Raw genomic sequence first — 19,621 nt, 5'->3', positions numbered from 1 at the left:
TCTCCTATCAGGCTCCAGGGATAACTTATCATACACTCATGTAGACTAAAACTGGTAATGATCACGATATTCTTTCGGTGTTGTTCCCGTAATCTTCTTAAATACCTTGGAATAGTAACTTTGATCTTCAAAGCCCACTGCCAATGCAATGTCTAAAATGGATAGATTAATATCTTTTAACAATTGTTTACTCTCCTGAATTCTTACCTTATTTAGATAAGTGGAGAATGGTACGCCGGTTTCCTTTTTAAAAATGGTTGAGAAATAGGAAGGATTTAGATAAACGATACCCGATACTTCCTCAAGGGTGATATTATTCATATAATTTTTATTGATATAAGATAATACGGTCTTAATAAGTTCAGCATTCTTAGAGTGGGCAAGACTAAAAACATTTTCCATAAAACGATCCAGCACTTTCAATATCCAATAAGATAAGTCTTCAATATTTTCAATCTTACTCAGTTGTCCAATAAACTTATAATTCAGACCAAATATTTTATCCAATGCACCGCCGCCTTCCACAGCTGCCCTGGAAAGCAGTGAAGTTAACTCCAGAGTTCTTGCCTTCATCACTTCCATATTTCCCCCTGAAGTAAAAAAGATATGCCCTAAAATATCATTCAATATCGTTTTCGCTCCTACTTCATCACCATTTTTCACCTTTGTCATCAATTCTTTTTCTTTTTCATAGGGGTAATGACTATGACTTTTTTCTTCCTCTTTCATGTCTTGTAAGCTAAGATTGATATGGGATTGTTGATGCATTCTTTGGTTTCTTTCATATAGTACAAAGCGGTCTTGATCCATCAAACTTAAGGTTACTAAAAAAAGAAGCTTACTTAGATATTTTACTTTTTCAGGCATCACAATAGGGATATCTTCTATATACTTGCGTACACTCTCTCGGTCTTGTTCTTGCAAATCATATTTCCTCATGATTCCTTCCAGAATCATATCATCAGGTTCGTCCAATAGAATGGGACCTGCGATTAAAGCCCCTCGAAGTACCCGATTATAAATTACTGGCGCGGTATAATGAATCAAACCGGCAGGGCAATGAAAAACATAACCCTCTCCAATTTTTTCTGCCTGTTTACTGGCGAATAGGTGAACCTGTGTGCAATGACATCCCTCCTTTGAAGCAGGCGTGAGGTGTGTACAAAGGGTAGGCATTCCCCCACAGGTTTCCAAGATTTTCCCCTGTTCATCTATCATGAAAAGATTGATCCCCGTTGCATAATAATAAGCCTCTAATGTTTCTTTCAACTGTTTAGGGTTCACACCCCTGTCTTCGTCAAAGCTTCTACGTAGATTCACCATTTCCCACCCCATAAAAAAACATATTATTTACAAATAAATCCTGAAAATGCATATCCGTCGAGAGCTCGATATAACTTGTCTTCTTAAGAATTTCTTCTATTCTGTCTCTATTTTTCCTATTTATCAGATAAGCTGCTGCACCACCTAAGGCACTATTGCCTACAGATACAATCTTATCTTTTAATTCTTTTGGAATCAGACCAATGGTAATAGCACTATCAATATTTACGCCACCACCAAAGCCTCCAGCAATGTATACGCGTTCAATCTCTTCGGGGACAATCTCCATTCGCTGCATTAAGATTTCTATGCCTGATCGCAGCGCTGATTTTGCCAGTTGAACTTCTCGAACATCTTTTTGTGTAAAAACAATCGCCTGGTCTTCCACAGTTCTCGCCACTTCAACGACGCCATCCTCATAGCACTCTGAAAATCTTCCTGTCTCATCTATTATACCATTTTTACAGCAGGAAGCCACAATGTCTATTACCCCAGATCCACAGATTCCTATTGGCGGAAGGTCTCCAATCGTACGATAGGATAACTTATCCTTGTCTATCTCTACCCTTGAAATAGCACCTCTGATACTGCCAGTACCATATTGAATATTTCCGCCTTCAAGGGCCGGTCCTGCTGCAGTAGAGAGAGACAAGATTTTATCTTTATTGCCAATAGCCATCTCCCCATTGGTGCCAATATCAATCAACAATGTAGTCTCCTTCTCTTCATGGAATCCACAATAAAGCATTCCAGCAATAATATCTGCACCCACATAAGTCGATACTCCCGGCAATATAATTACCTTACATTCTAAAGACAATTGACCAAATATTTCACTAAAATGAAACTCATGCAGTGCTGTTGTAATTGACTGGAAAGGATGTACAGCTAACGATGTGCAAGATAACCCCAACAGCAGATGAAGCATTGTCGTATTACCCACAATGGCAATCTTAACAATCCTTTCTAAATTAACGGATGTAGTTTGGCAGAGATCATAAATACCCTTTAAAATATCCTCCTGTATACACTTAGAGAGCTTATCCAAATTTCCTTCGTTGCTATACTGGATTCTAGAGATCACGTCTTCTCCATATCCCCGCTGCCTATTTAATAAACTGTGGTTTCCTAAAACCTCGCCCGATATCAGCTCAATCATTTGCATTGCAATCGTTGTTGTGCCAATATCAATTGCAATACCATAAGCCGTTGCTTCTTCGTCTATAAATATATCTATAATACATTGCTCTTCTAAGATACACTCTATTACCGTCTTATGTCCATCTCTAACTGTATTTGGGATAGATTGTTTCTGGTCCATCAAATGAACCAATTTCATTAGACTTCTCTTTGAGTAAGTATAATCTCCGCCAAGTTTTTCATTGAATAGCGTTACTAAGCTTTTATTCTTTTGAAAATCTGACGGCACTATAGCTATCCTAAAACTTTGTATCCAACTATTTTTCTCCATCGGCTTGCCTGAGTAGTCTGATACAATTCTAAATTGATCTTCATTGGCAGCTTCAATGAATACACTGCAGTTTTCTGTGGGATATGCTTGGCATGCCAGCCGATAACCTTTTTCTAATTCATCCTGACTAAAGTACAACTGGTCCTCTGCAGCAGCCGGAATATTCCCCTCTTTAATCTGAACCTTGCATTTTCCACAGACACCCGTTCCTCCACATGGTGCTTTTACAAAAATATCGTGTCTTTGCATCCCACGTAAAAGGTTTTCTCCCTTGTCTATTTCAATGGAATATTCATTCTCATCCTGAACAATCTGTATGTAGAGTTTCTCTGCTTCTCTAAATTTACATGCTGTTTTGCTACAATCTATACATGAGTGATCTGCTTTTCTGAGGGGAAGCTCTGCCGATGCACCATAAAGAAAAGTCATGGATTTTACAGGCTTCAACATATAGGCTTCCGTAATTAATAGGTCTAAAGCAGCACCTTTTTCTTGAAAAAGAGAAAGGATGTCTTTTTGTACACTTAGTGAGGCGTCCTTTTCCCCAGGCTCTATCCTTCCTGTTAATCCTAAGCCAAGACTTTCAGCCTCATCACAAACTTGGCTGTAGAGTTGATTGCTAAAATTAAAGATCAGCTCATCTGCCATAACATCTAACAACATGCCCTCCAGATAATCTCCTTGATGAAAATATCTGCTAATCTCTTCACTGATCGCCTCTCCCAATGTTAAGAAGCAGTAAGCAACATGTGTGTACTTTGAGACTGCTTTTACTTCTGGAAAGGCTTTCTTTTCTTGGAAGCAATAGCCGCCCTCTGGTTTTACAATCTCTTTTAAAACATCCTCCAGTTTCGTATATGATGAACAAAGGATATCATAGGTAGATCCCTTTTCCCTGCAATCCATGGCTCTTAGCACTCTATCTCTTTGCATCACCCAGGAAAACTTATTGATTGTCCTCATGTCAATCACCCTTCTCTGCTTCTTTTAAATATGTTATAGCATATATACTATTTATTCGTCAAATACACAATTAACTTGAGTGCTGCAGTAAAATTATACTGCACTACCCAAGTTAATTGAAAGCTTGCTACAATTCGAAGCTGTTATTCCTTAGACCAAGAATCAATCGTCCAATAAACCGCTTCTGAAAGCTTGTATGTACCCCATACAATACTCATCTCTATCTAATAATGCCTCCGTGGCTACAATCATTTTCATCATTTCTCGATTGCCGGGATCCAGGATTGCCCCATCCAGTCCGGCCATCATGCAAAGGGCTAAAAAGGTGCGGTTTAATAGTCCTCTTTTTGGCAATCCAAAGGATACATTGCTCAGTCCGCACATAAAATGTATGCCAGGATATTCCTTTTTGATTCCTTGTATGGTCTCAATCGCTACTACACCCATATCTGTAGAGGTGCCAATCGGCTGAATCAGCGGATCGATATAGATATCCTCCACAGCCACACCATCCTCCATCAGTCGCTTTACCAGGCCGCATCCAATCTGAATTCTTGTAGCTGCATCATGGGGCATCCCATGGGCATCATCTATTAACAAAGCGATAATTCCCGCTTTGTATTCTTTCACCAATGGAATAATTCCTTGATATCTTCCTTCTTCTGCAGTAATTGAATTAATCAGGGGCTTTCCCCGATGTACTTTCAATCCTGAAGCAATGGCAAGGGGATCAGGACTATCGATACAGCAAGGCAGATCCACAGCCTCCTGCACAGTCTCTACAAGCCAGGCTAAGGCTTCAACCTCCTCCGATACCAACGTTCCACAGTTTACATCTATGTAGTGAGCGCCTTTTTCAGCTTGCTCCCTGGCTCTCTGCTGAATAAAAGCTGCATCTCTATTTCTTACTGCCTCTGTTACTCCCTTTAAACTGGTATTAATCTTTTCACCAACAATAATCATGGTTACCCTCCTTTGTCCTGGACATCTATTTGTTTTATGCCAAGGCAAATTGTTTTGCTAATTCGGCTGCTGATCCTGCATCCGGTGTATAGCCGTCTGCCCCGATTTCCTTAGCAAATTCTGCATTCACCGGAGCACCGCCTACCATAATTTTTACCTGGTCTCTTAATCCTGCTTCTGCAACTGCGTCAATGACTGTTTTTAATTCCGGCATGGTTGTAGTCAATAGGGCTGAAAGCGCAAGGATTTTAGGTTTATATGTTTGAACCGCCTCAACAAACTTTTCTTTGGATACATCTATACCCACATCGATTACTTCTAGACCTGCACCTACCATCATCATACCCACGAGGTTTTTTCCAATATCATGAACATCTCCCTTTACGGTACCCAATACTACTATCCCCACAGGTTTTGTGCCACTTTCAACTAACTTTGGCTGAAGAACATTTAATCCTGCATGCATGGCTCTAGCTGCAATCAATACCTCCGGAACGTATACTTCATTGTTCTTAAATTTCTTTCCAATTACTGACATTCCTGCTAGCAATCCGTCATTCAATATTTCCGCCGGTGCTAATCCTTGATCTAAAGCCTCTTGCGTTTTTTCTCCTACCAGTTTTGCATTTCCCTTTTGCAAGACTTCGGAAATCGTTTGTAATACCTCCATGTTCATTCCTCCATTATAGAAAATTTCAATACAAGTTAAATACTTTTCTCTACTCGACAGCAGACGTCTTATCTTTCTATGGATAGTATAACTTATTTTTTTGCAGAGGACTTGTAATATATATATTTTTTTTGGTATTTTATTTGTTTGTTTTTTATATTCTGAATAATTTTAATTATGCATCAAGTGAATTATCCTTTATCTTTCATATGCTGCTTCGTTCCAAAAAGCTTTTGGTAATTATCATATCTCCATATTTTCAGGGTAAACTAAAGAAAACAATATAGGAGGAACTTATGTGGACGAACCTAATATGAAAACCCTCAATGAAGTCCTTCAAGGTGAATATATGGCCTTTCACGCCTTTGAAGACGTTGCGGATAAAATAGAAGATCCCGCCCTTCGCAGTCAGCTTTATCATATGCAGTCTATTCATCAAGAAAATGTTCTTAAAATTTCCAAACGAATGGAGGAACTCGGTGGCCACCCTCGTGAAAACAGAGGTTTTTCTGGCCTAATCGCAGATGTAATGCTACGCTTAGATACTACACTCCATCATGAACCTCAGTATATTCTCAGAAAGCTTTATGACGGAGAGGATAAAGGCATCGCTGTTGTTGAAAAAATTATAACTGGAGACTTGGATCAGAAAAGTGCCCAACTGGTACAGGAAATTTTGTCAACCGATCATAATAATTTAAAAAACTTGCAAAGTTTAATTCGGAATGCAACGAAATAAAGCCTCGCAAGGAGGCTTTTTATTGTATAGGTTCACTATTTCCTGTTTTGCTTCTTTTTTCTTCGAGTCTTCGATCAATTAATCTCTCTACGGTAATCTTTGCAACAGCAATGACGGGAACTCCTAAAAACATTCCAATAACGCCATACAAACTTCCGCCTAAGATAATTGAAAAGATAATCCACAAGGGCCTTACCCCTACACTATCGCCTAAGATTTTAGGGCCTAATACCATGCCGTCAAATTGTTGTAGAATAAAGATAAACAGAGCAATCCATAAGGCTTTAATAGGGTTATTCAGGGAAGCAATTAAAAAGGCAATCGGTACACCAATCAGCGGGCCAAAATATGGAATCATATTCGTAATCCCTACAATAATACTAATGAGCACAGCATATCGGCTTTTCGCAAATAAGAGTCCTACATAGCAAATACATCCTATAATAAAGGAATCTATGGATTTTCCTACGATAAATTTAACAAATATCTCATCTGCTTCCTTACAAAATTTAATAAGTTTATCAATATGCCTGTCATCAAATAAAGCTCTTAGAAACCTCTGTGTACCATGAATTAAGCTATCTTTATCGATCAAGAAATAAAAAGAAATCATTAGTGCTAGAATTAGGGTCAGTATGCTAGAGGTAAAAGTTACAATACTGGCCACAATATTATTGAGGCTGTTTTGCAAAATCACTGCCAGCCGATTAAAGATACTGTTGATGTTGTCTTCAATGGCGCCTACAATATTGTAGACGTCATTAGCATATACTTGGTTCACCCATTCTACAATTCGGCTTTCATTGTTATAAATAAAAGTAGGCAATTTTGCAATTAAATCCATTATGTTAAGCAGAATTCCCGGAACCACATGGGTGATGGTTAAGGAGATCAGCCCAATTAGAATAATATATACCGTTATCGTACTGAACAATCTATTATATTTGTATACCTTTTTATCCTCAAATATGGGCCCATAAATCTTTCTCTCAAACCATTTTACAATGGGATTGAGTATATAGGCAATAAATATTCCAATTAAAAATGGATTAAGCACTTTTCGAATTGACGCGATCCGTTCTCCGAAGGATTGATAGATCGTACCGATGTTATCAATAAGCTTATAAAATAATATAGCAGCAAAGAGAACAAACAGCAGTTGTAATGAGTTTTTTACATACCTTTTGTATTGTTGCATATTCATCTGTTTATCATCCTAACCTTTTCTGTTCTAGTATGATCTTATTATACATAATACAGCACAAATTTTCTATAGATCTATAAAAAAATCCCCCGAACATATTTGTTTGAGGGAGCTTGCATTCTGTAAATATTATCTCTTTGAGAATTTGCACATTATCATTTATCAGCCTCACACTTCATTTGTTAGTTACATGTTCCTTTCCAATACATTTTAATAGCCTTTTATACACTTCAATCTTTCAAGATATTAACCACTCTTTACACTAATTTAACTATTGAATATACTTTTCACAATTTAATAATGTAACCTAACAGTTGAATGATGCGACATACAGGGGAACACCATAGGGAGTGTTCCATGCATCACATACCGACAGGCTGTTATTTCCTGTAGGGGAGAACATTGTTCTCCCGATGCATATCATTAGCGGGCGCACACTGTGCTCCCCTACATTGTCTCCAACATAAGGATAGCGGCAGGGGCAGACCTGTGTGTCTGACCAAAGAGACGGCAAAATTAACGGGTGGACACATAGGTCCACACTCCACCAATATGACGCATCATTCCTAAAATCCGACATGCTTTGAAGTCGTTTGTAAGAATATACTATCATGTATTAAGACTTTCGCTAAATCTATCTTTAATGAAAGACCTAGGTATTTTATTAAGTTCACAACTTACAAATTTTACATTTGGCTACCAGGTATTTATATGTAATTTTGATTCTAATTGGATTTCTTTTTGGGGAATAATTTTGGCATGAGAAGCCTTATAACCGAATGGGATAATTGCTGCTACTTCCAGCTGTTGTGGAATACTGAAAATCTTTTTTATCCCAGGTGTATTTTTAGGAATAAAAGTAACTCCGAAAACGTCATCTTCAGCTAGACTTAGCAGTATATTTTCTATACAACACCATACTGAAGCCAGGCAGTTTAAATCATATATTTTCTTGCTTTCACTTACTTGCGTCTTTGGTTTATAGACAACAATTAATAATTCCGGTGCTGTTAATATCATTCTTTTTTGTTTTGGTATTGCATCTAAATACATATCTTTTGCAAGATTTTCATAATCTTTAAAAGCTTGCTCTAATTCATTGGTTATTTCCTCTATCATCTCTTCCGTTCTAGTTAAAGCCAGCCTATGTCTGTCCTCCCTTACCAAGATAAAATCCCACTCTTTAAGATGATTATAACTTGGTGCTTTCAATCCAGTTCGCAAAGCTTTTTCAATAATTTTAAAGGGTACTTTATTTTGAGAAAAATCTCTTACAGTTCTTCTTCGGTTTATAACTTCTGACAATTCCATATCACAATCCCCCCATCATCATTATAGAAGTTAGGATAATTTTCCAAACTCAATATATTTCCATCATACAGAACATATGTTTTCCTGTCAAGTTTTTCTCTAAGATAGAGCAAAGTACAGGGTTCTCTTTACGTACAAAAAATAAACAATCCCTCAAACATTTTTGTTTGAGGGATCTGTACCCGGTAAGCATTATCTCTTTGAGAACTGAGGTGCACGTCTTGCTTTCTTTAAACCGTACTTCTTTCTTTCCTTCATTCTTGGATCTCTTGTTAAGAAACCTGCCTTTTTTAACACGCCTCTTAATTCTGCTTCTGCTTTTAACAGCGCTCTTGAGATACCATGTCTTAAAGCACCAGCTTGGCCTGTAAATCCGCCACCCTGTACCTTTGCAATAACATCGTACTTACCATCTGTTTGTGTTAATACCATCGGCATTCTGATGTCTCTTTTTAATGTTTCATAGTCACAGTAATTATCTATATCTCTGCCGTTAATTGTTACTTTTCCTTCACCCGGCACTAATCTAACTCTTGCAATAGAAGTTTTTCTTCTACCTGTTCCGTAATATTGTACTCTAGCCATGATCTTTCCTCCCTTCCTCTACAGCTTATATATCCAGTACTTCCGGTTGTTGAGCTTGATGATTATGCTCAGCACCAGCATATACTTTTAGTTTAGTGAACATTTGTCTTCCTAGACTGTTCTTCGGAAGCATCCCTTTGATCGCCAGCTTTAATGCTTGCTCAGGTTTCTTTGCCATTAATTCTCTAGCCGTTACTTCCTTTAATCCGCCAGGATGTCCAGTATGGTGTCTGTACAATTTCTTATCAAGCTTTCTTCCCGTAAATAATACCTTTTCTGCATTCACGATGATTACATAATCACCTGTGTCTACATGGGGAGTAAAAATAGGTTTTCTTTTTCCTCTTAGAATAGATGCAACTTCAGAAGCCAAACGTCCTAGCGGCTTTCCTTCTGCATCAATTACATACCACTTTCTTTCTATTTCTAGTGGCTTTGCCATAAATGATTTCATTAAATTTCCCTCCTAACACTACCATTTCAATACTCGCTTCTATGTTAAAAAACCCGGGGCTAGTGGATTTTTTAATAAGCACACTCTTTAACCATTTTAATACATGCAGCCGTGTGTGTCAAGGAATATTTGACGGATTTTAGTAAAACACCTCTGCTAAATATAATCCTTGGGCTGGAGCTGTGGGACCCGCGCTTTCCCGAATCCCCGATGCTATGATTTTTTGCATCTCTGTAGGCAGTATTTTTTCTTTTCCGACCTCTACTAATGTCCCTGATATAATTCTCACCATATTGTATAAAAAACCGTTTCCCTCAACTTCTATTTTAATTAGGTTCTCATGAAAATATACATCTAGTTTGTATAAGGTTCTAACCGTATCTTGAACGCAACTGCCGGAAGCCATAAATCCTTTAAAATCATGGCTACCTAAAAAGTATTGTGCCGCCTCCTGCATTCTATTTAAATCTAAAGGATGTGCTACAAAATAGGCATAGTTTCGCAGCAAAGGACTGCGCAAGGGTCCATTATAAATCTGATAAATGTATTTTTTCCCTTTTGCGGAATATCTGGCATGAAAATCTTCTTCAACCTCAGATGCCCCCTTAACGGAGATATCTTCAGGCAAAAGGCTGTTTAAAGCTAAGGGGATTTTGTCCATAGGAACCGTAATGTTTGCTTTAAAACTGGCTACCTGCCCTAGGGCATGTACGCCGGTATCGGTTCTTCCTGAACCATGAATCTTTACAGGCCTTTTTAGGACCTTTTCCAATGCCTTTTCAATTTCTTCCTGTATGGTTCTACCATTATTCTGACGCTGCCAGCCACAAAAGTTAGTACCGTCATATTCAATCAAAAGCTTAATATTTCTCATGGGGCTCCACCTACTTAGTTCTACTACATGATCAATCGATCTAAAATAACTACAGCCAGCATCAGCAAGGTAATCAGAGAAGCAATAAAATCTCTTCCATGTAAGGCCAATTCCTTCATTCTGGTTCGATTTTCTCCGCCACGATAGCACCGTGCTTCCATTGCCATAGCTAATTCATCGGCACGCCTAAAAGCACTGATAAAAAGTGGTACGAGCAGTGGCACGAGACTTTTGGCACGATTAATGATATTCCCGCTTTCAAAATCTGCCCCCCTTGCCATCTGTGCTTTCATAATCTTATCTGTCTCTTCTAATAGGGTTGGAATAAACCGCAGGGCAATGGTCATCATCATTGCCAATTCATGGGCTGGCATACCAAACCGTTTAAAAGGGTTCAGTAGTTTCTCTATGCCATCTGTCAGCTGTATAGGAGAGGTTGTCAAAGTCAGCAGAGAGGTTCCAATGATTAAAAGAATTAGCCTCGTACCCATAAACACTGCCTGGCGAATCCCTTCCTTCGTTATATCTAGGGGTCCTAATTGATAAATCACTTCACCCTTTGTCATAAAAACGTTAATGGCAAAGGTAAGAATGATAATCAGAAATAGTGGTTTTAAGCCACGAATCATATATGAAAAAGGCACTTTAGACAGCAGAACAGAAAATCCCAAGAATAATAGAATATATCCATAGGCAGTAAAATTCTTCACTAGAAATAAAGCAACGATATATACAAAAGTAGCCAGTATCTTTACTCTTGGATCCAGTCTGTGTATGATAGATTCTTGAGGATAGTATTGTCCAATTGTGATATCCCTAAGCATATTACTTTCTCCTTAACCAATTGATAATTTCTGTTTTAGCTTCTTCAATCGTTAGCACATCATCTCGTATAGGTTTTCCCATGGCTTTCAGCCTCCGCATGAGATAGGTGATTTGTGGTATGGCAAGTCCAATACTTTCCAATAGTTCTACATGCTGGAATACTTCCCTTGGCCTACCTTGAAGTGCTACAGTGCCCCTGTGCATAACAACGATTTTATCTACTAATCTTGCAATATCTTCCATACTGTGAGAGACCAAGAGAACTGTCATCTTATAACGATTATGCAGTGCTTTGATTTGATCTAATATCTCATCTCTGCCTTTGGGATCCAACCCTGCTGTAGGCTCATCCAGAATCAGTACCTCCGGTCGCATTGCAACGACACCTGCAATGGCCACCCTTCTTCTTTGTCCACCACTTAATTCAAAAGGGGAACGTTCCTTTACATCCTCAAAGGACAGTCCTACCAGTTGAATAGCTTCTCGAACCCTTCGATCTACTTCCTCTTGAGATAAGTCTAGATTAATGGGTCCAAAAGCCACATCCTTATAAATGGTTTCCTCAAAAAGCTGATGTTCCGGATATTGAAATACTAAACCCACCTTCTGTCGAATCTCTCTAAGCTTTACGTCTTTTTTAGTAATTTCAAAGTCATTCACCAGAATTTTACCGGAAGATGCTTTCAACAGTCCATTTAAATGTTGAATCAATGTAGATTTTCCTGAGCCTGTGTGACCAATCAAACCAACAAAATCTCCTTTATCAATTTGGAAACTTACATCATTTAATGCAGTTGTCTCAAATGGAGTATTCGGATTGTAAATATGTGTTAAATTCTCTACAATAATTGACATAAATGCACCACCATCTCGTCAACAGTCAGTATTTCCGCTGGAAGATTGATACCGCTGCTTTTTAATTGAAAAGCCAATTCTGTAACCTGAGGTACATCTAAGCCTAATTTTTTTAAAATCTCGACCTGCTGAAAGACTTCCTTTGGTGTACCTTCCAATACAATATTACCCTCTTCCATGACAATCACGCGATCAGCCTGCACAGCTTCATCCATAAAGTGGGTAATATGCACAATCGTAATTCCTTCCTCACGATTTAGCTGACGGATCGTCTCCATAACTTCCTTTCTGCCTGAAGGATCCAGCATTGCTGTAGGCTCATCCAGTATAATACATTTCGGTTTCATGGCGATAACGCCCGCAATGGCAATTCTCTGTTTCTGGCCACCGGATAGAAGATGGGGTCCTTTTTTACGAAAAGCATCCATACCTACTGCCTTTAAGGCACCATCTACTCTATTACGGATCTCTTTTGGTTCTATGCCTAGGTTCTCAGGACCAAAAGCTACGTCCTCTTCTACAATCGTAGCTACAATTTGATTATCAGGATTCTGAAACACCATCCCTGCGGTTTGCCGGATCGCCCATGTGTTTTTTTCTTCCGTTGTGTCTAAACCGTTCACATATACCTTTCCGCCGCTAGGCAGTAATAAAGCGTTCATGTGCTTGGCCATCGTAGACTTTCCGGAACCATTATGCCCAATAACCACTAAGAATTCTCCCTCATTAACCTGCAAAGATACCTTTTTTAGCGCAGCAACACCTTCATTTTGCTCATTTTTATATTCATAAACCAGATCTTTTATTTCAATAATCTTCTCCATGGTTGTTCCCTCACAACTTTACAAGTATTTTACCTAATATATTATACCTCTAACCTGGCAGAATACCAATAGATTGTTATATTTTTTTATAAACAAAAGGGACTAAGTATGTCACTTAATCCCTATCCTATTAAACCAATTCTAATATAACCATTTCCGCTGCGTCCCCTCTACGAGGCCCCAGCTTCATAATTCTTGTATATCCACCGTTTCTTTCAGCATACTTAGGTGCTACATCATCAAACAGCTTCTTTACAGTTGTTTCGTCATATACAAAGGCCATTACCTGACGTCTTGCATGAAGGTCGCCTCTTTTTGCAAGGCTAATCATCTTTTCTGCAAGCTTACGGGTTTCTTTTGCTCTTGTTACAGTCGTCTCAATACGACCCTCTCTCAACAAACTTGTAACAAGGTTTCTCAACATTGCCATTCTGTGGTCTGTTGTACGGCCTAATTTACGATGTCCTGCCATGTCTTTCCCTCCTTTAAACCCAATTAGTCTTCACTAGGTCTTAAGCCTAATCCAAGTTCAGCAAGTTTTTGCTGTACTTCTTCAAGGGATTTTTTACCCAGATTTCGAACCTTCATCATATCTTCCTCGGATTTTTCTGTAAGTTCCTCTACCGTATTGATACCGGCACGCTTCAGGCAATTGTAGGATCTTACGGACAACTCCAATTCTTCGATCGTCATCTCTAAAACTTTTTCTTTTTTATCCTCTTCTTTTTCAACCATGATTTCTACATTATCAATGTGGTCTGTTAAGGTAATGAACAGGTTTAAATGTTCATTCATAATTTTGGCACCCAAAGAAGCTGCCTCATCAGGCTTAATGCTCCCATCCGTCCATATTTCCAATGTTAGCTTGTCATAGTCAGTAACTTGCCCAACTCTTGTATTTTCTACACTATAGCTTACTTTTCTTACGGGTGTATAGATAGAATCTACAGGAATAACACCGATCGGCATGTTGTCGTTTTTATTATTTTCTGACGGAACATATCCCCGGCCCTTTGCTAAAGAAATTTCCATAAGCAATTTCGCATCGTCTTCAAGAGTTGCAATATGAAGATCTGGATTTAATATTTCTACGTCTGCATCGGAGATGATATCTCCTGCAGTAACGATTCCCGGACCCTGTGCATCAACTCTAACAATTTTAGGTCCATCGGAGTACATTTTCGCTGCCAGTGATTTTAGATTTAAGATGATTTCTGATACATCTTCTTTAACACCGGGTACTGTTGAAAATTCGTGGAGTACTCCCTCTATTTTAACAGAGGTAACTGCAACACCAGGAAGAGAAGAAAGTAAAATTCTCCGCAAGCTGTTTCCCAATGTCGTACCATATCCTCTTTCCAGGGGTTCTACCACAAACTTTCCATAGGTATTCTCAGCATTTAAATCTACACATTCTATCTTAGGCTTTTCGATTTCAATCATATTTTTGACCCTCCTTATCAATTTTATCTCTATACAATATGAGGGTAACTGATTCTATATATTATTATCTTGAATACAACTCTACGATTAAGTGTTCCGCAATTGGAATGTCTATATCTTCTCTAGTAGGTAGCGCAACTACTTTTCCCTCTAAGTTTTCAAAGCTTACTTGTACCCAGTTTGGTACATTCGCTGCAGCTTCTGCTAATTCTTTGAACTTCGCAGAACTAAAGCTCTTTTCTTTTACCTTAATTACATCACCTACAGATACTAAGAATGATGGAATATCAACCTTCTTACCATTTACTGTAAAGTGACCATGTCTTACTAACTGTCTTGCTTCTTTTCTAGAAGATGCAAAACCCATTCTATATACTACATTATCAAGTCTTGTTTCAAGAATTCTTAATAAGTTTTCACCAGTGATTCCAGGCATCTTCTCCGCCTTCTCGAAGTATGCTCTAAATGGTGTTTCTAATAAGCCATAAAATCTCTTTGCTTTTTGCTTTTCACGAAGCTGTAAACCGTAGTTAGACAATTTTTTTCTTCCTTGCCCGTGTTGTCCCGGTGCATAGCCTCTTCTTGCGATTGCACATTTATCTGTATAGCATCTTTCGCCTTTTAAATACAGTTTTTGTCCTTCTCTTCGACATAGTCTACAAGATGGTCCCGTATATCTTGCCATTATTTCTACACCTCCTAATCCTAATTATACTCTTCTACGTTTTGGCGGTCTGCATCCATTATGAGGTACAGGCGTAACGTCTTTAATTAAATTAATTTCTAATCCTGCTGCTTGTAAGGATCTGATTGCTGCTTCTCTTCCGGAACCAGGTCCCTTTACATATACCTCGATTGTTTTCAAACCGTGCTCCATTGCTGATCTTGCAGCAGTCTCTGCAGCCATTTGTGCTGCAAAAGGAGTAGATTTTCTTGAGCCTTTAAATCCTAATCCGCCCGCACTTGCCCAGGAAATTGCATTTCCTTGCAAATCCGTTAAGGTAACAATTGTATTATTAAATGTTGATTGAATATGCGCTTGACCACGTTCGATATTTTTACGTTCCCGTCTTCTTTTACGAACTTTTTTCGCTGCCTTTTTGGCTACCATCGATTCTAACCTCCTTTAACTATTTCTTCTTTTTACGTCCAACAGTTTTTCTTGGACCTTTTCTTGTTCTTGCATTCGTCTTCGTTCTCTGACCTCTAACCGGAAGATTTCTTCTATGACGGATTCCTCTGTAGCATCCGATCTCCTTTAAACGTTTAATGTTTAAAGAGATATCACGTCGTAAATCTCCTTCTACTTTATGATCACTATCGATAATTTGTCTTAGTCTACCTACTTCATCTTCTGTAAGATCTCTAACTCTTGTATCAGGATTTACACCTGCTTTTGCTAAAATACTGTTAGAAGTTTTTCTGCCAATACCAAAGATATATGTCAATCCGATTTCTACTCTTTTCTCTCTTGGTAAGTCAACGCCTGAAATTCTTGCCATTCTACTTTGCACCTCCCAAATCTGTACTTATTTACTATCATGGTTATTGTAAATTTTAAAATCTATAAATTTAGCATTAAGTAATTCGACTACATTTAGTAGTCAAATTCAGCCGCACTTAAATACTAATAATGCCACAACTTATAATTATACTAAATTACAGCAGGAAATACTAGCTTTTTATTAAATTCAGCTAGTTTAACCTTGTTTTTGCTTATGTTTCGGATTTTCGCAGATAATCATGACTCTGCCTTTTCTTTTAATGATTTTGCATTTTTCGCAAATAGGTTTAACTGATGGTCGAACCTTCACTGTTATCCCTCCTTAATCACTTACCACGCCAGGTTATTCTACCTCTAGTCAAATCATAGGGTGATAATTCAAGTGTAACTTTATCACCTGGTAATATTCTAATAAAATTCATTCTTAGCTTACCGGAAATATGTCCTAATATTTCATGTCCGTTTTCCAACTTTACTTTAAACATGGCATTTGGTAGAGCTTCAACAACAGTTCCTTGAACCTCTATGACATCGCTTTTCGCCATTAGGAAATCAAACCTCCTATTCCTGTGACTATCCCAGTCCCAGTTTTTCCAGTTCTCGCCTTAGAAGTAAATTGGTGATTTTTTCACCACTTTTCAATCGATTCTTCACTTCTTCACAGATGATATTATATTTTGCCAGATGCCGAATTTTCTTCTTTTTAGGCTTATCTAGCTTTCTTAGATCTCCATCGGCAACGAGGACGTATTGCTCATCAACAATATCTATGACAATAAAATTTTGATCCTTATCTCTTCCTGCCTTTGACTTCACCACTTGACCCACAACGATTTCAAGTGTAGTATCCATGTTTTTCACCTCTTTTAAGTTGTTAGAGGACTGTTAATAGGATCGGCTCATCCTTCGTGATCGCTACCGTATGCTCATAATGGGCTGACATCTTACCGTCTGCTGTAACAACGGTCCAATTATCTGTCAACGTTCTAACATGATAAGTACCTGCATTCACCATGGGTTCTATGGCCAAGATCATACCTTCAGCCAAACGGGGGCCTTTTCCTGGAAGACCGTAATTCGGTATCTGAGGGTCTTCATGCATATTCTTGCCAATCCCGTGCCCTACAAAATCCCGGACAACTGAAAAGCCGTGGTTTTCTACATAAGACTGTATCGCATGGGATACATCGGAAAGCCGATATCCCTCCCGACAAAACTGCAAGCCTTCATAAAAGCTTTGTCTTGTCACCTGAATCAGTCGCTCTGCTTCTTCACTCACTTTTCCTACTGGGTGTGTTTTTGCAGCATCTCCATAATAGCCATTATAAATCGCCCCGATATCTACACTTATAATATCGCCATCTTTTAACATTTTTAATCCAGGGATTCCATGTACAACCTCTTCATTAATGGAGGCACAAATACTTCCGGGAAACCCGTTATATCCTTTAAATGCTGGCTCTGCATCATATTTTCGTATTTCACGTTCAGCTATTTCATCAAGCTCCCCCGTGGTAATACCTGGTTTGATCGCATCTCGAAGCACTTCATGGACATAGGCAACAATCTTGCCTGCTTCCCGCATATATACAATTTCTTTACTGGATTTTAGTATAATCATGGTACTACGCTCCCAAAGCCGCTATGATCTCTTGAAACACTTTATCAATAGGCTGTTGGCCATCGATCGTAACCAGCGTTCCTTTTCCTTTATAATAGTCAATCAGTGGTTGTGTCTCGTTCAGATATACTTCGATCCTTTTTGTTACGGTTTCTTCGTTATCATCCGCTCTTTGATAGAGTGTGCTTCCGCATTTATCACAAATGTCGGCCTTTGCAGGAGGATTAAACTGGATATGATAGGTTGCGCCGCAGTCTTTACAAATCCTACGCCCTACAGCTCTTTCAATCAAGATTTCCTTATCTACATTTACATTGATTACCTTATCCAATACACTGTTCATTTTATCCAGCACTTTATCCAATGCTTCAGCCTGGTAAACAGTTCTTGGAAATCCATCCAACAAAAATCCGTTCTTGCAGTCTTCTTCTTTTAAGCGGTCTTCAACGATTGCTACTACTAGATCATCAGGTACAAGCAAACCCTGATCCATATATTCTTTTGCCTTTTTTCCCAATTCCGTACCTTCTTTGATATTCTTTCTGAAAATATCTCCAGTAGAAATATGTGGAATGTGATATCTATCAATAATTCCAGCAGCTTGTGTACCTTTACCTGCTCCTGGAGGTCCTAATAATATTACTCTCATGATACCATCTCCTGGTTATTTATTCGGTGTAGGTCATGGGGAAAAATCCCCATGATCATCCTATCTATTTTAAGAATCCTTGATAATGTCTCATCAGCATTTGCGCTTCTACCTGCTTCATTGTCTCTAATGCTACTGAAACAGCAATCAGGATACTAGTTCCTCCGAACAATAAATTGATACTCGTAAATTTAAGAATCAGCGTTGGAAGCACTGCGATGAAAGCAAGGAACACTGCTCCTGCCAAGGTAATTCTTGTTAACACTTTGTTTAAATAATCAGTTGTAGGCTTACCAGGTCTGATACCAGGAATAAAACCACCATGCTTTTTCATATTCTCAGATACTTCTACTGGGTTGAAAGTAATGGCTGTGTAAAAGTAAGTAAAGAATATAATCAGTAGTACTTCTAAAATAGAGTAGATCCAGATTCCCGGATTACCTCCCGGCGATAAATATCTCTCAACAAAAGTTGAGAATCCGCCTCCACGGAAGAAGTAGGTAATGGTTAATGGGAACTGCAGCAGTGATATCGCAAAGATGATTGGAATAACTCCCGCTTGATTTACCTTTAAAGGAATGTGTGTGCTGTGCCCGCCATACATTTTTCTTCCTACTACTCTCTTTGCATACTGTACTGGAATTTTTCTTGTTCCCTGTTGAATAGCAACAACTCCAGCAATGATTAAAATCGATAAAACAACAAAAGTAATAATTGAGAAGATGGATACTTCTCCAATTCTAAATTTTTGATATGTTTGTGCAACGCCTATAGGCATTCTAGAAACAATACCTGCAAAGATAATTAGGGATATACCGTTTCCGATACCCTTTTCGGTGATCTGCTCGCCCAACCACATCAAAAACGCTGTTCCTGCTGTTAGTGTAATAACCACCACGCTGACCGTCACAAAATCCGTTGATATCAACGCCTGGTTAAACAACCCCACACTTACGCCGGTAGCTTGGATTAACGCCAACACAACCGTTCCATATCTTGTATACTGGGCAATCTTCTTTCTTCCCTCTTCGCCTTCTTTTGCCATCGCTTCCAAACTTGGAATTGCAATGGTTAACAGCTGAAGAATAATGGAAGCAGTAATATATGGAGAGATACTAAGTGCGAAAATTGTAAAGTTTCCAAAGGCACCACCGGAAATCAGGTTAAATAACCCGAAGAGTCCGCTTTCGGCCTGATTAAACAGTTGGGAAAGAGCAGCCCGGTTCATTCCAGGTACCGGGATTGTTGATCCCAATCTGAAGATGATCATCATCATGAGGGTGTATAGCATTCTCTTTCTTAAATCAGGAATTTTCCAAGCATTTTTTAGGGTTGTAAACAAC

Annotated in this window: 24 protein-coding genes; 1 reads left to right on the top strand and 23 read right to left on the bottom strand. The window is 38.6% G+C overall.

The features are described from left to right. Positions 1-45 precede the first annotated feature (45 nt). The 4 genes from Gferi_RS17610 to Gferi_RS17595 all read right to left on the bottom strand — a co-directional run bounded on the left by Gferi_RS17610 (position 46) and on the right by Gferi_RS17595 (position 5,390). Positions 46-1,323, bottom strand: coding sequence for a PocR ligand-binding domain-containing protein (locus tag Gferi_RS17610; protein ID WP_169833011.1), 1,278 nt, complete (start codon positions 1,321-1,323; stop codon positions 46-48). Continuing rightward, positions 1,307-3,757, bottom strand: coding sequence for an ASKHA domain-containing protein (locus Gferi_RS17605; protein WP_083273618.1), 2,451 nt, complete (start codon positions 3,755-3,757; stop codon positions 1,307-1,309). The genes Gferi_RS17610 and Gferi_RS17605 overlap by 17 nt, the downstream gene beginning before the upstream one ends. A gap of 162 nt (positions 3,758-3,919) precedes the next feature. Continuing rightward, positions 3,920-4,720, bottom strand: coding sequence for a methyltetrahydrofolate cobalamin methyltransferase (locus tag Gferi_RS17600; RefSeq protein ID WP_069978801.1), 801 nt, complete (start codon positions 4,718-4,720; stop codon positions 3,920-3,922). Between the two features lie 34 nt (positions 4,721-4,754). Beyond that, complete coding sequence (locus Gferi_RS17595) at positions 4,755-5,390, bottom strand: corrinoid protein (RefSeq protein WP_069978799.1); 636 nt, start codon at positions 5,388-5,390, stop codon at positions 4,755-4,757. Between the two features lie 298 nt (positions 5,391-5,688). Between Gferi_RS17595 and Gferi_RS17590 the strand changes: the two genes are divergently transcribed. Next, the gene (locus Gferi_RS17590; RefSeq protein ID WP_069978797.1) at positions 5,689-6,129 is read left to right on the top strand and encodes a DUF2383 domain-containing protein; all 441 of its coding nucleotides are present in this window, start codon (positions 5,689-5,691) and stop codon (positions 6,127-6,129) included. 19 nt (positions 6,130-6,148) lie between these two features. Here Gferi_RS17590 and Gferi_RS17585 read toward each other — a convergent pair whose 3' ends face one another. From Gferi_RS17585 to secY, 19 genes are all read right to left on the bottom strand, one after another. After that, positions 6,149-7,333: an AI-2E family transporter gene (locus tag Gferi_RS17585; protein WP_069978787.1), complete on the bottom strand. Its 1,185-nt coding sequence runs from the start codon at positions 7,331-7,333 to the stop codon at positions 6,149-6,151. Between the two features lie 696 nt (positions 7,334-8,029). Further along, on the bottom strand, positions 8,030-8,644 hold the full coding sequence (locus Gferi_RS17580) for a nitroreductase family protein (RefSeq protein ID WP_069978783.1): 615 nt from the start codon (positions 8,642-8,644) through the stop codon (positions 8,030-8,032). 192 nt (positions 8,645-8,836) lie between these two features. After that, positions 8,837-9,229 carry a 30S ribosomal protein S9 gene (rpsI, locus tag Gferi_RS17575; protein WP_069978782.1) on the bottom strand — a complete coding sequence of 131 codons (393 nt, stop codon included), beginning with the start codon at positions 9,227-9,229 and terminating at the stop codon, positions 8,837-8,839. A 25-nt stretch (positions 9,230-9,254) separates the two neighbouring features. Beyond that, the gene (gene rplM, locus Gferi_RS17570; RefSeq protein WP_069978781.1) at positions 9,255-9,683 is read right to left on the bottom strand and encodes a 50S ribosomal protein L13; all 429 of its coding nucleotides are present in this window, start codon (positions 9,681-9,683) and stop codon (positions 9,255-9,257) included. Positions 9,684-9,822: 139 nt separating this feature from the next. After that, positions 9,823-10,557: a tRNA pseudouridine(38-40) synthase TruA gene (truA, locus tag Gferi_RS17565; protein ID WP_069978780.1), complete on the bottom strand. Its 735-nt coding sequence runs from the start codon at positions 10,555-10,557 to the stop codon at positions 9,823-9,825. A 23-nt stretch (positions 10,558-10,580) separates the two neighbouring features. Further along, positions 10,581-11,381: an energy-coupling factor transporter transmembrane component T family protein gene (locus tag Gferi_RS17560; protein WP_069978779.1), complete on the bottom strand. Its 801-nt coding sequence runs from the start codon at positions 11,379-11,381 to the stop codon at positions 10,581-10,583. 1 nt (position 11,382) lies between these two features. Further along, positions 11,383-12,237, bottom strand: a complete 855-nt coding sequence (locus tag Gferi_RS17555; protein ID WP_069978777.1) for an energy-coupling factor transporter ATPase — start codon at positions 12,235-12,237, stop codon at positions 11,383-11,385. Then, the gene (locus tag Gferi_RS17550) at positions 12,222-13,061 is read right to left on the bottom strand and encodes an energy-coupling factor transporter ATPase (RefSeq protein ID WP_069978775.1); all 840 of its coding nucleotides are present in this window, start codon (positions 13,059-13,061) and stop codon (positions 12,222-12,224) included. The genes Gferi_RS17555 and Gferi_RS17550 overlap by 16 nt, the downstream gene beginning before the upstream one ends. Positions 13,062-13,191: 130 nt before the next feature. After that, positions 13,192-13,533 carry a 50S ribosomal protein L17 gene (gene rplQ / locus Gferi_RS17545; protein ID WP_069978773.1) on the bottom strand — a complete coding sequence of 114 codons (342 nt, stop codon included), beginning with the start codon at positions 13,531-13,533 and terminating at the stop codon, positions 13,192-13,194. Positions 13,534-13,556: 23 nt separating this feature from the next. Further along, complete coding sequence (locus Gferi_RS17540; protein ID WP_069978771.1) at positions 13,557-14,504, bottom strand: DNA-directed RNA polymerase subunit alpha; 948 nt, start codon at positions 14,502-14,504, stop codon at positions 13,557-13,559. A gap of 64 nt (positions 14,505-14,568) precedes the next feature. After that, positions 14,569-15,189: a 30S ribosomal protein S4 gene (gene rpsD, locus Gferi_RS17535; protein WP_069978770.1), complete on the bottom strand. Its 621-nt coding sequence runs from the start codon at positions 15,187-15,189 to the stop codon at positions 14,569-14,571. A 24-nt stretch (positions 15,190-15,213) separates the two neighbouring features. After that, the gene (gene rpsK, locus Gferi_RS17530) at positions 15,214-15,615 is read right to left on the bottom strand and encodes a 30S ribosomal protein S11 (RefSeq protein ID WP_069978768.1); all 402 of its coding nucleotides are present in this window, start codon (positions 15,613-15,615) and stop codon (positions 15,214-15,216) included. A 19-nt stretch (positions 15,616-15,634) separates the two neighbouring features. Continuing rightward, positions 15,635-16,006 carry a 30S ribosomal protein S13 gene (rpsM, locus tag Gferi_RS17525; RefSeq protein WP_069978766.1) on the bottom strand — a complete coding sequence of 124 codons (372 nt, stop codon included), beginning with the start codon at positions 16,004-16,006 and terminating at the stop codon, positions 15,635-15,637. Positions 16,007-16,204: 198 nt separating this feature from the next. Continuing rightward, positions 16,205-16,318: a 50S ribosomal protein L36 gene (gene rpmJ, locus Gferi_RS17520; RefSeq protein ID WP_069978764.1), complete on the bottom strand. Its 114-nt coding sequence runs from the start codon at positions 16,316-16,318 to the stop codon at positions 16,205-16,207. A gap of 16 nt (positions 16,319-16,334) precedes the next feature. Then, positions 16,335-16,553 (bottom strand): translation initiation factor IF-1, encoded by a 219-nt coding sequence (gene infA / locus Gferi_RS17515; protein ID WP_069978762.1) that lies wholly within the window; start codon positions 16,551-16,553, stop codon positions 16,335-16,337. Positions 16,554-16,581: 28 nt separating this feature from the next. Then, positions 16,582-16,860: a KOW domain-containing RNA-binding protein gene (locus Gferi_RS17510; protein ID WP_069978760.1), complete on the bottom strand. Its 279-nt coding sequence runs from the start codon at positions 16,858-16,860 to the stop codon at positions 16,582-16,584. A 22-nt stretch (positions 16,861-16,882) separates the two neighbouring features. Beyond that, positions 16,883-17,629: a type I methionyl aminopeptidase gene (gene map / locus Gferi_RS17505; RefSeq protein ID WP_069978758.1), complete on the bottom strand. Its 747-nt coding sequence runs from the start codon at positions 17,627-17,629 to the stop codon at positions 16,883-16,885. Positions 17,630-17,633: 4 nt separating this feature from the next. Next, complete coding sequence (locus tag Gferi_RS17500; RefSeq protein WP_069978756.1) at positions 17,634-18,278, bottom strand: adenylate kinase; 645 nt, start codon at positions 18,276-18,278, stop codon at positions 17,634-17,636. 64 nt (positions 18,279-18,342) lie between these two features. Continuing rightward, on the bottom strand, positions 18,343-19,620 hold the full coding sequence (gene secY / locus Gferi_RS17495; protein ID WP_069978754.1) for a preprotein translocase subunit SecY: 1,278 nt from the start codon (positions 19,618-19,620) through the stop codon (positions 18,343-18,345). Position 19,621: the final 1 nt, after the last annotated feature.

This window comes from Geosporobacter ferrireducens (genome assembly GCF_001750685.1).
Classification (GTDB): Bacteria; Bacillota; Clostridia; order Peptostreptococcales; family Thermotaleaceae; genus Geosporobacter; species Geosporobacter ferrireducens.
Note: the sequence above shows the minus strand (reverse complement) of the source record. Positions and strands in the feature narration are given on the sequence as shown.

Bases quoted from the DNA above. Each gene is read 5' to 3' on its own strand.
- Gferi_RS17585 (WP_069978787.1), bottom strand. From the start codon at position 7,333: ATGAATATGCAACAATACAAAAGGTATGTAAAAAACTCATTACAACTG.
- Gferi_RS17610 (WP_169833011.1), bottom strand. From the start codon at position 1,323: ATGGTGAATCTACGTAGAAGCTTTGACGAAGACAGGGGTGTGAACCCT.
- Gferi_RS17555 (WP_069978777.1), bottom strand. From the start codon at position 12,237: ATGTCAATTATTGTAGAGAATTTAACACATATTTACAATCCGAATACT.
- rpsK (WP_069978768.1), bottom strand. From the start codon at position 15,615: ATGGTAGCCAAAAAGGCAGCGAAAAAAGTTCGTAAAAGAAGACGGGAA.
- rpsM (WP_069978766.1), bottom strand. From the start codon at position 16,006: ATGGCAAGAATTTCAGGCGTTGACTTACCAAGAGAGAAAAGAGTAGAA.
- Gferi_RS17600 (WP_069978801.1), bottom strand. From the start codon at position 4,720: ATGATTATTGTTGGTGAAAAGATTAATACCAGTTTAAAGGGAGTAACA.
- Gferi_RS17550 (WP_069978775.1), bottom strand. From the start codon at position 13,061: ATGGAGAAGATTATTGAAATAAAAGATCTGGTTTATGAATATAAAAAT.
- Gferi_RS17580 (WP_069978783.1), bottom strand. From the start codon at position 8,644: ATGGAATTGTCAGAAGTTATAAACCGAAGAAGAACTGTAAGAGATTTT.
- rpsI (WP_069978782.1), bottom strand. From the start codon at position 9,229: ATGGCTAGAGTACAATATTACGGAACAGGTAGAAGAAAAACTTCTATT.
- Gferi_RS17540 (WP_069978771.1), bottom strand. From the start codon at position 14,504: ATGATTGAAATCGAAAAGCCTAAGATAGAATGTGTAGATTTAAATGCT.
- Gferi_RS17500 (WP_069978756.1), bottom strand. From the start codon at position 18,278: ATGAGAGTAATATTATTAGGACCTCCAGGAGCAGGTAAAGGTACACAA.
- rplQ (WP_069978773.1), bottom strand. From the start codon at position 13,533: ATGGCAGGACATCGTAAATTAGGCCGTACAACAGACCACAGAATGGCA.
- Gferi_RS17510 (WP_069978760.1), bottom strand. From the start codon at position 16,860: ATGGATACTACACTTGAAATCGTTGTGGGTCAAGTGGTGAAGTCAAAG.
- Gferi_RS17560 (WP_069978779.1), bottom strand. From the start codon at position 11,381: ATGCTTAGGGATATCACAATTGGACAATACTATCCTCAAGAATCTATC.
- rplM (WP_069978781.1), bottom strand. From the start codon at position 9,683: ATGAAATCATTTATGGCAAAGCCACTAGAAATAGAAAGAAAGTGGTAT.
- truA (WP_069978780.1), bottom strand. From the start codon at position 10,557: ATGAGAAATATTAAGCTTTTGATTGAATATGACGGTACTAACTTTTGT.
- Gferi_RS17595 (WP_069978799.1), bottom strand. From the start codon at position 5,390: ATGGAGGTATTACAAACGATTTCCGAAGTCTTGCAAAAGGGAAATGCA.
- Gferi_RS17605 (WP_083273618.1), bottom strand. From the start codon at position 3,757: ATGAGGACAATCAATAAGTTTTCCTGGGTGATGCAAAGAGATAGAGTG.
- infA (WP_069978762.1), bottom strand. From the start codon at position 16,553: ATGGCGAAAAGCGATGTCATAGAGGTTCAAGGAACTGTTGTTGAAGCT.
- rpsD (WP_069978770.1), bottom strand. From the start codon at position 15,189: ATGGCAAGATATACGGGACCATCTTGTAGACTATGTCGAAGAGAAGGA.
- map (WP_069978758.1), bottom strand. From the start codon at position 17,629: ATGATTATACTAAAATCCAGTAAAGAAATTGTATATATGCGGGAAGCA.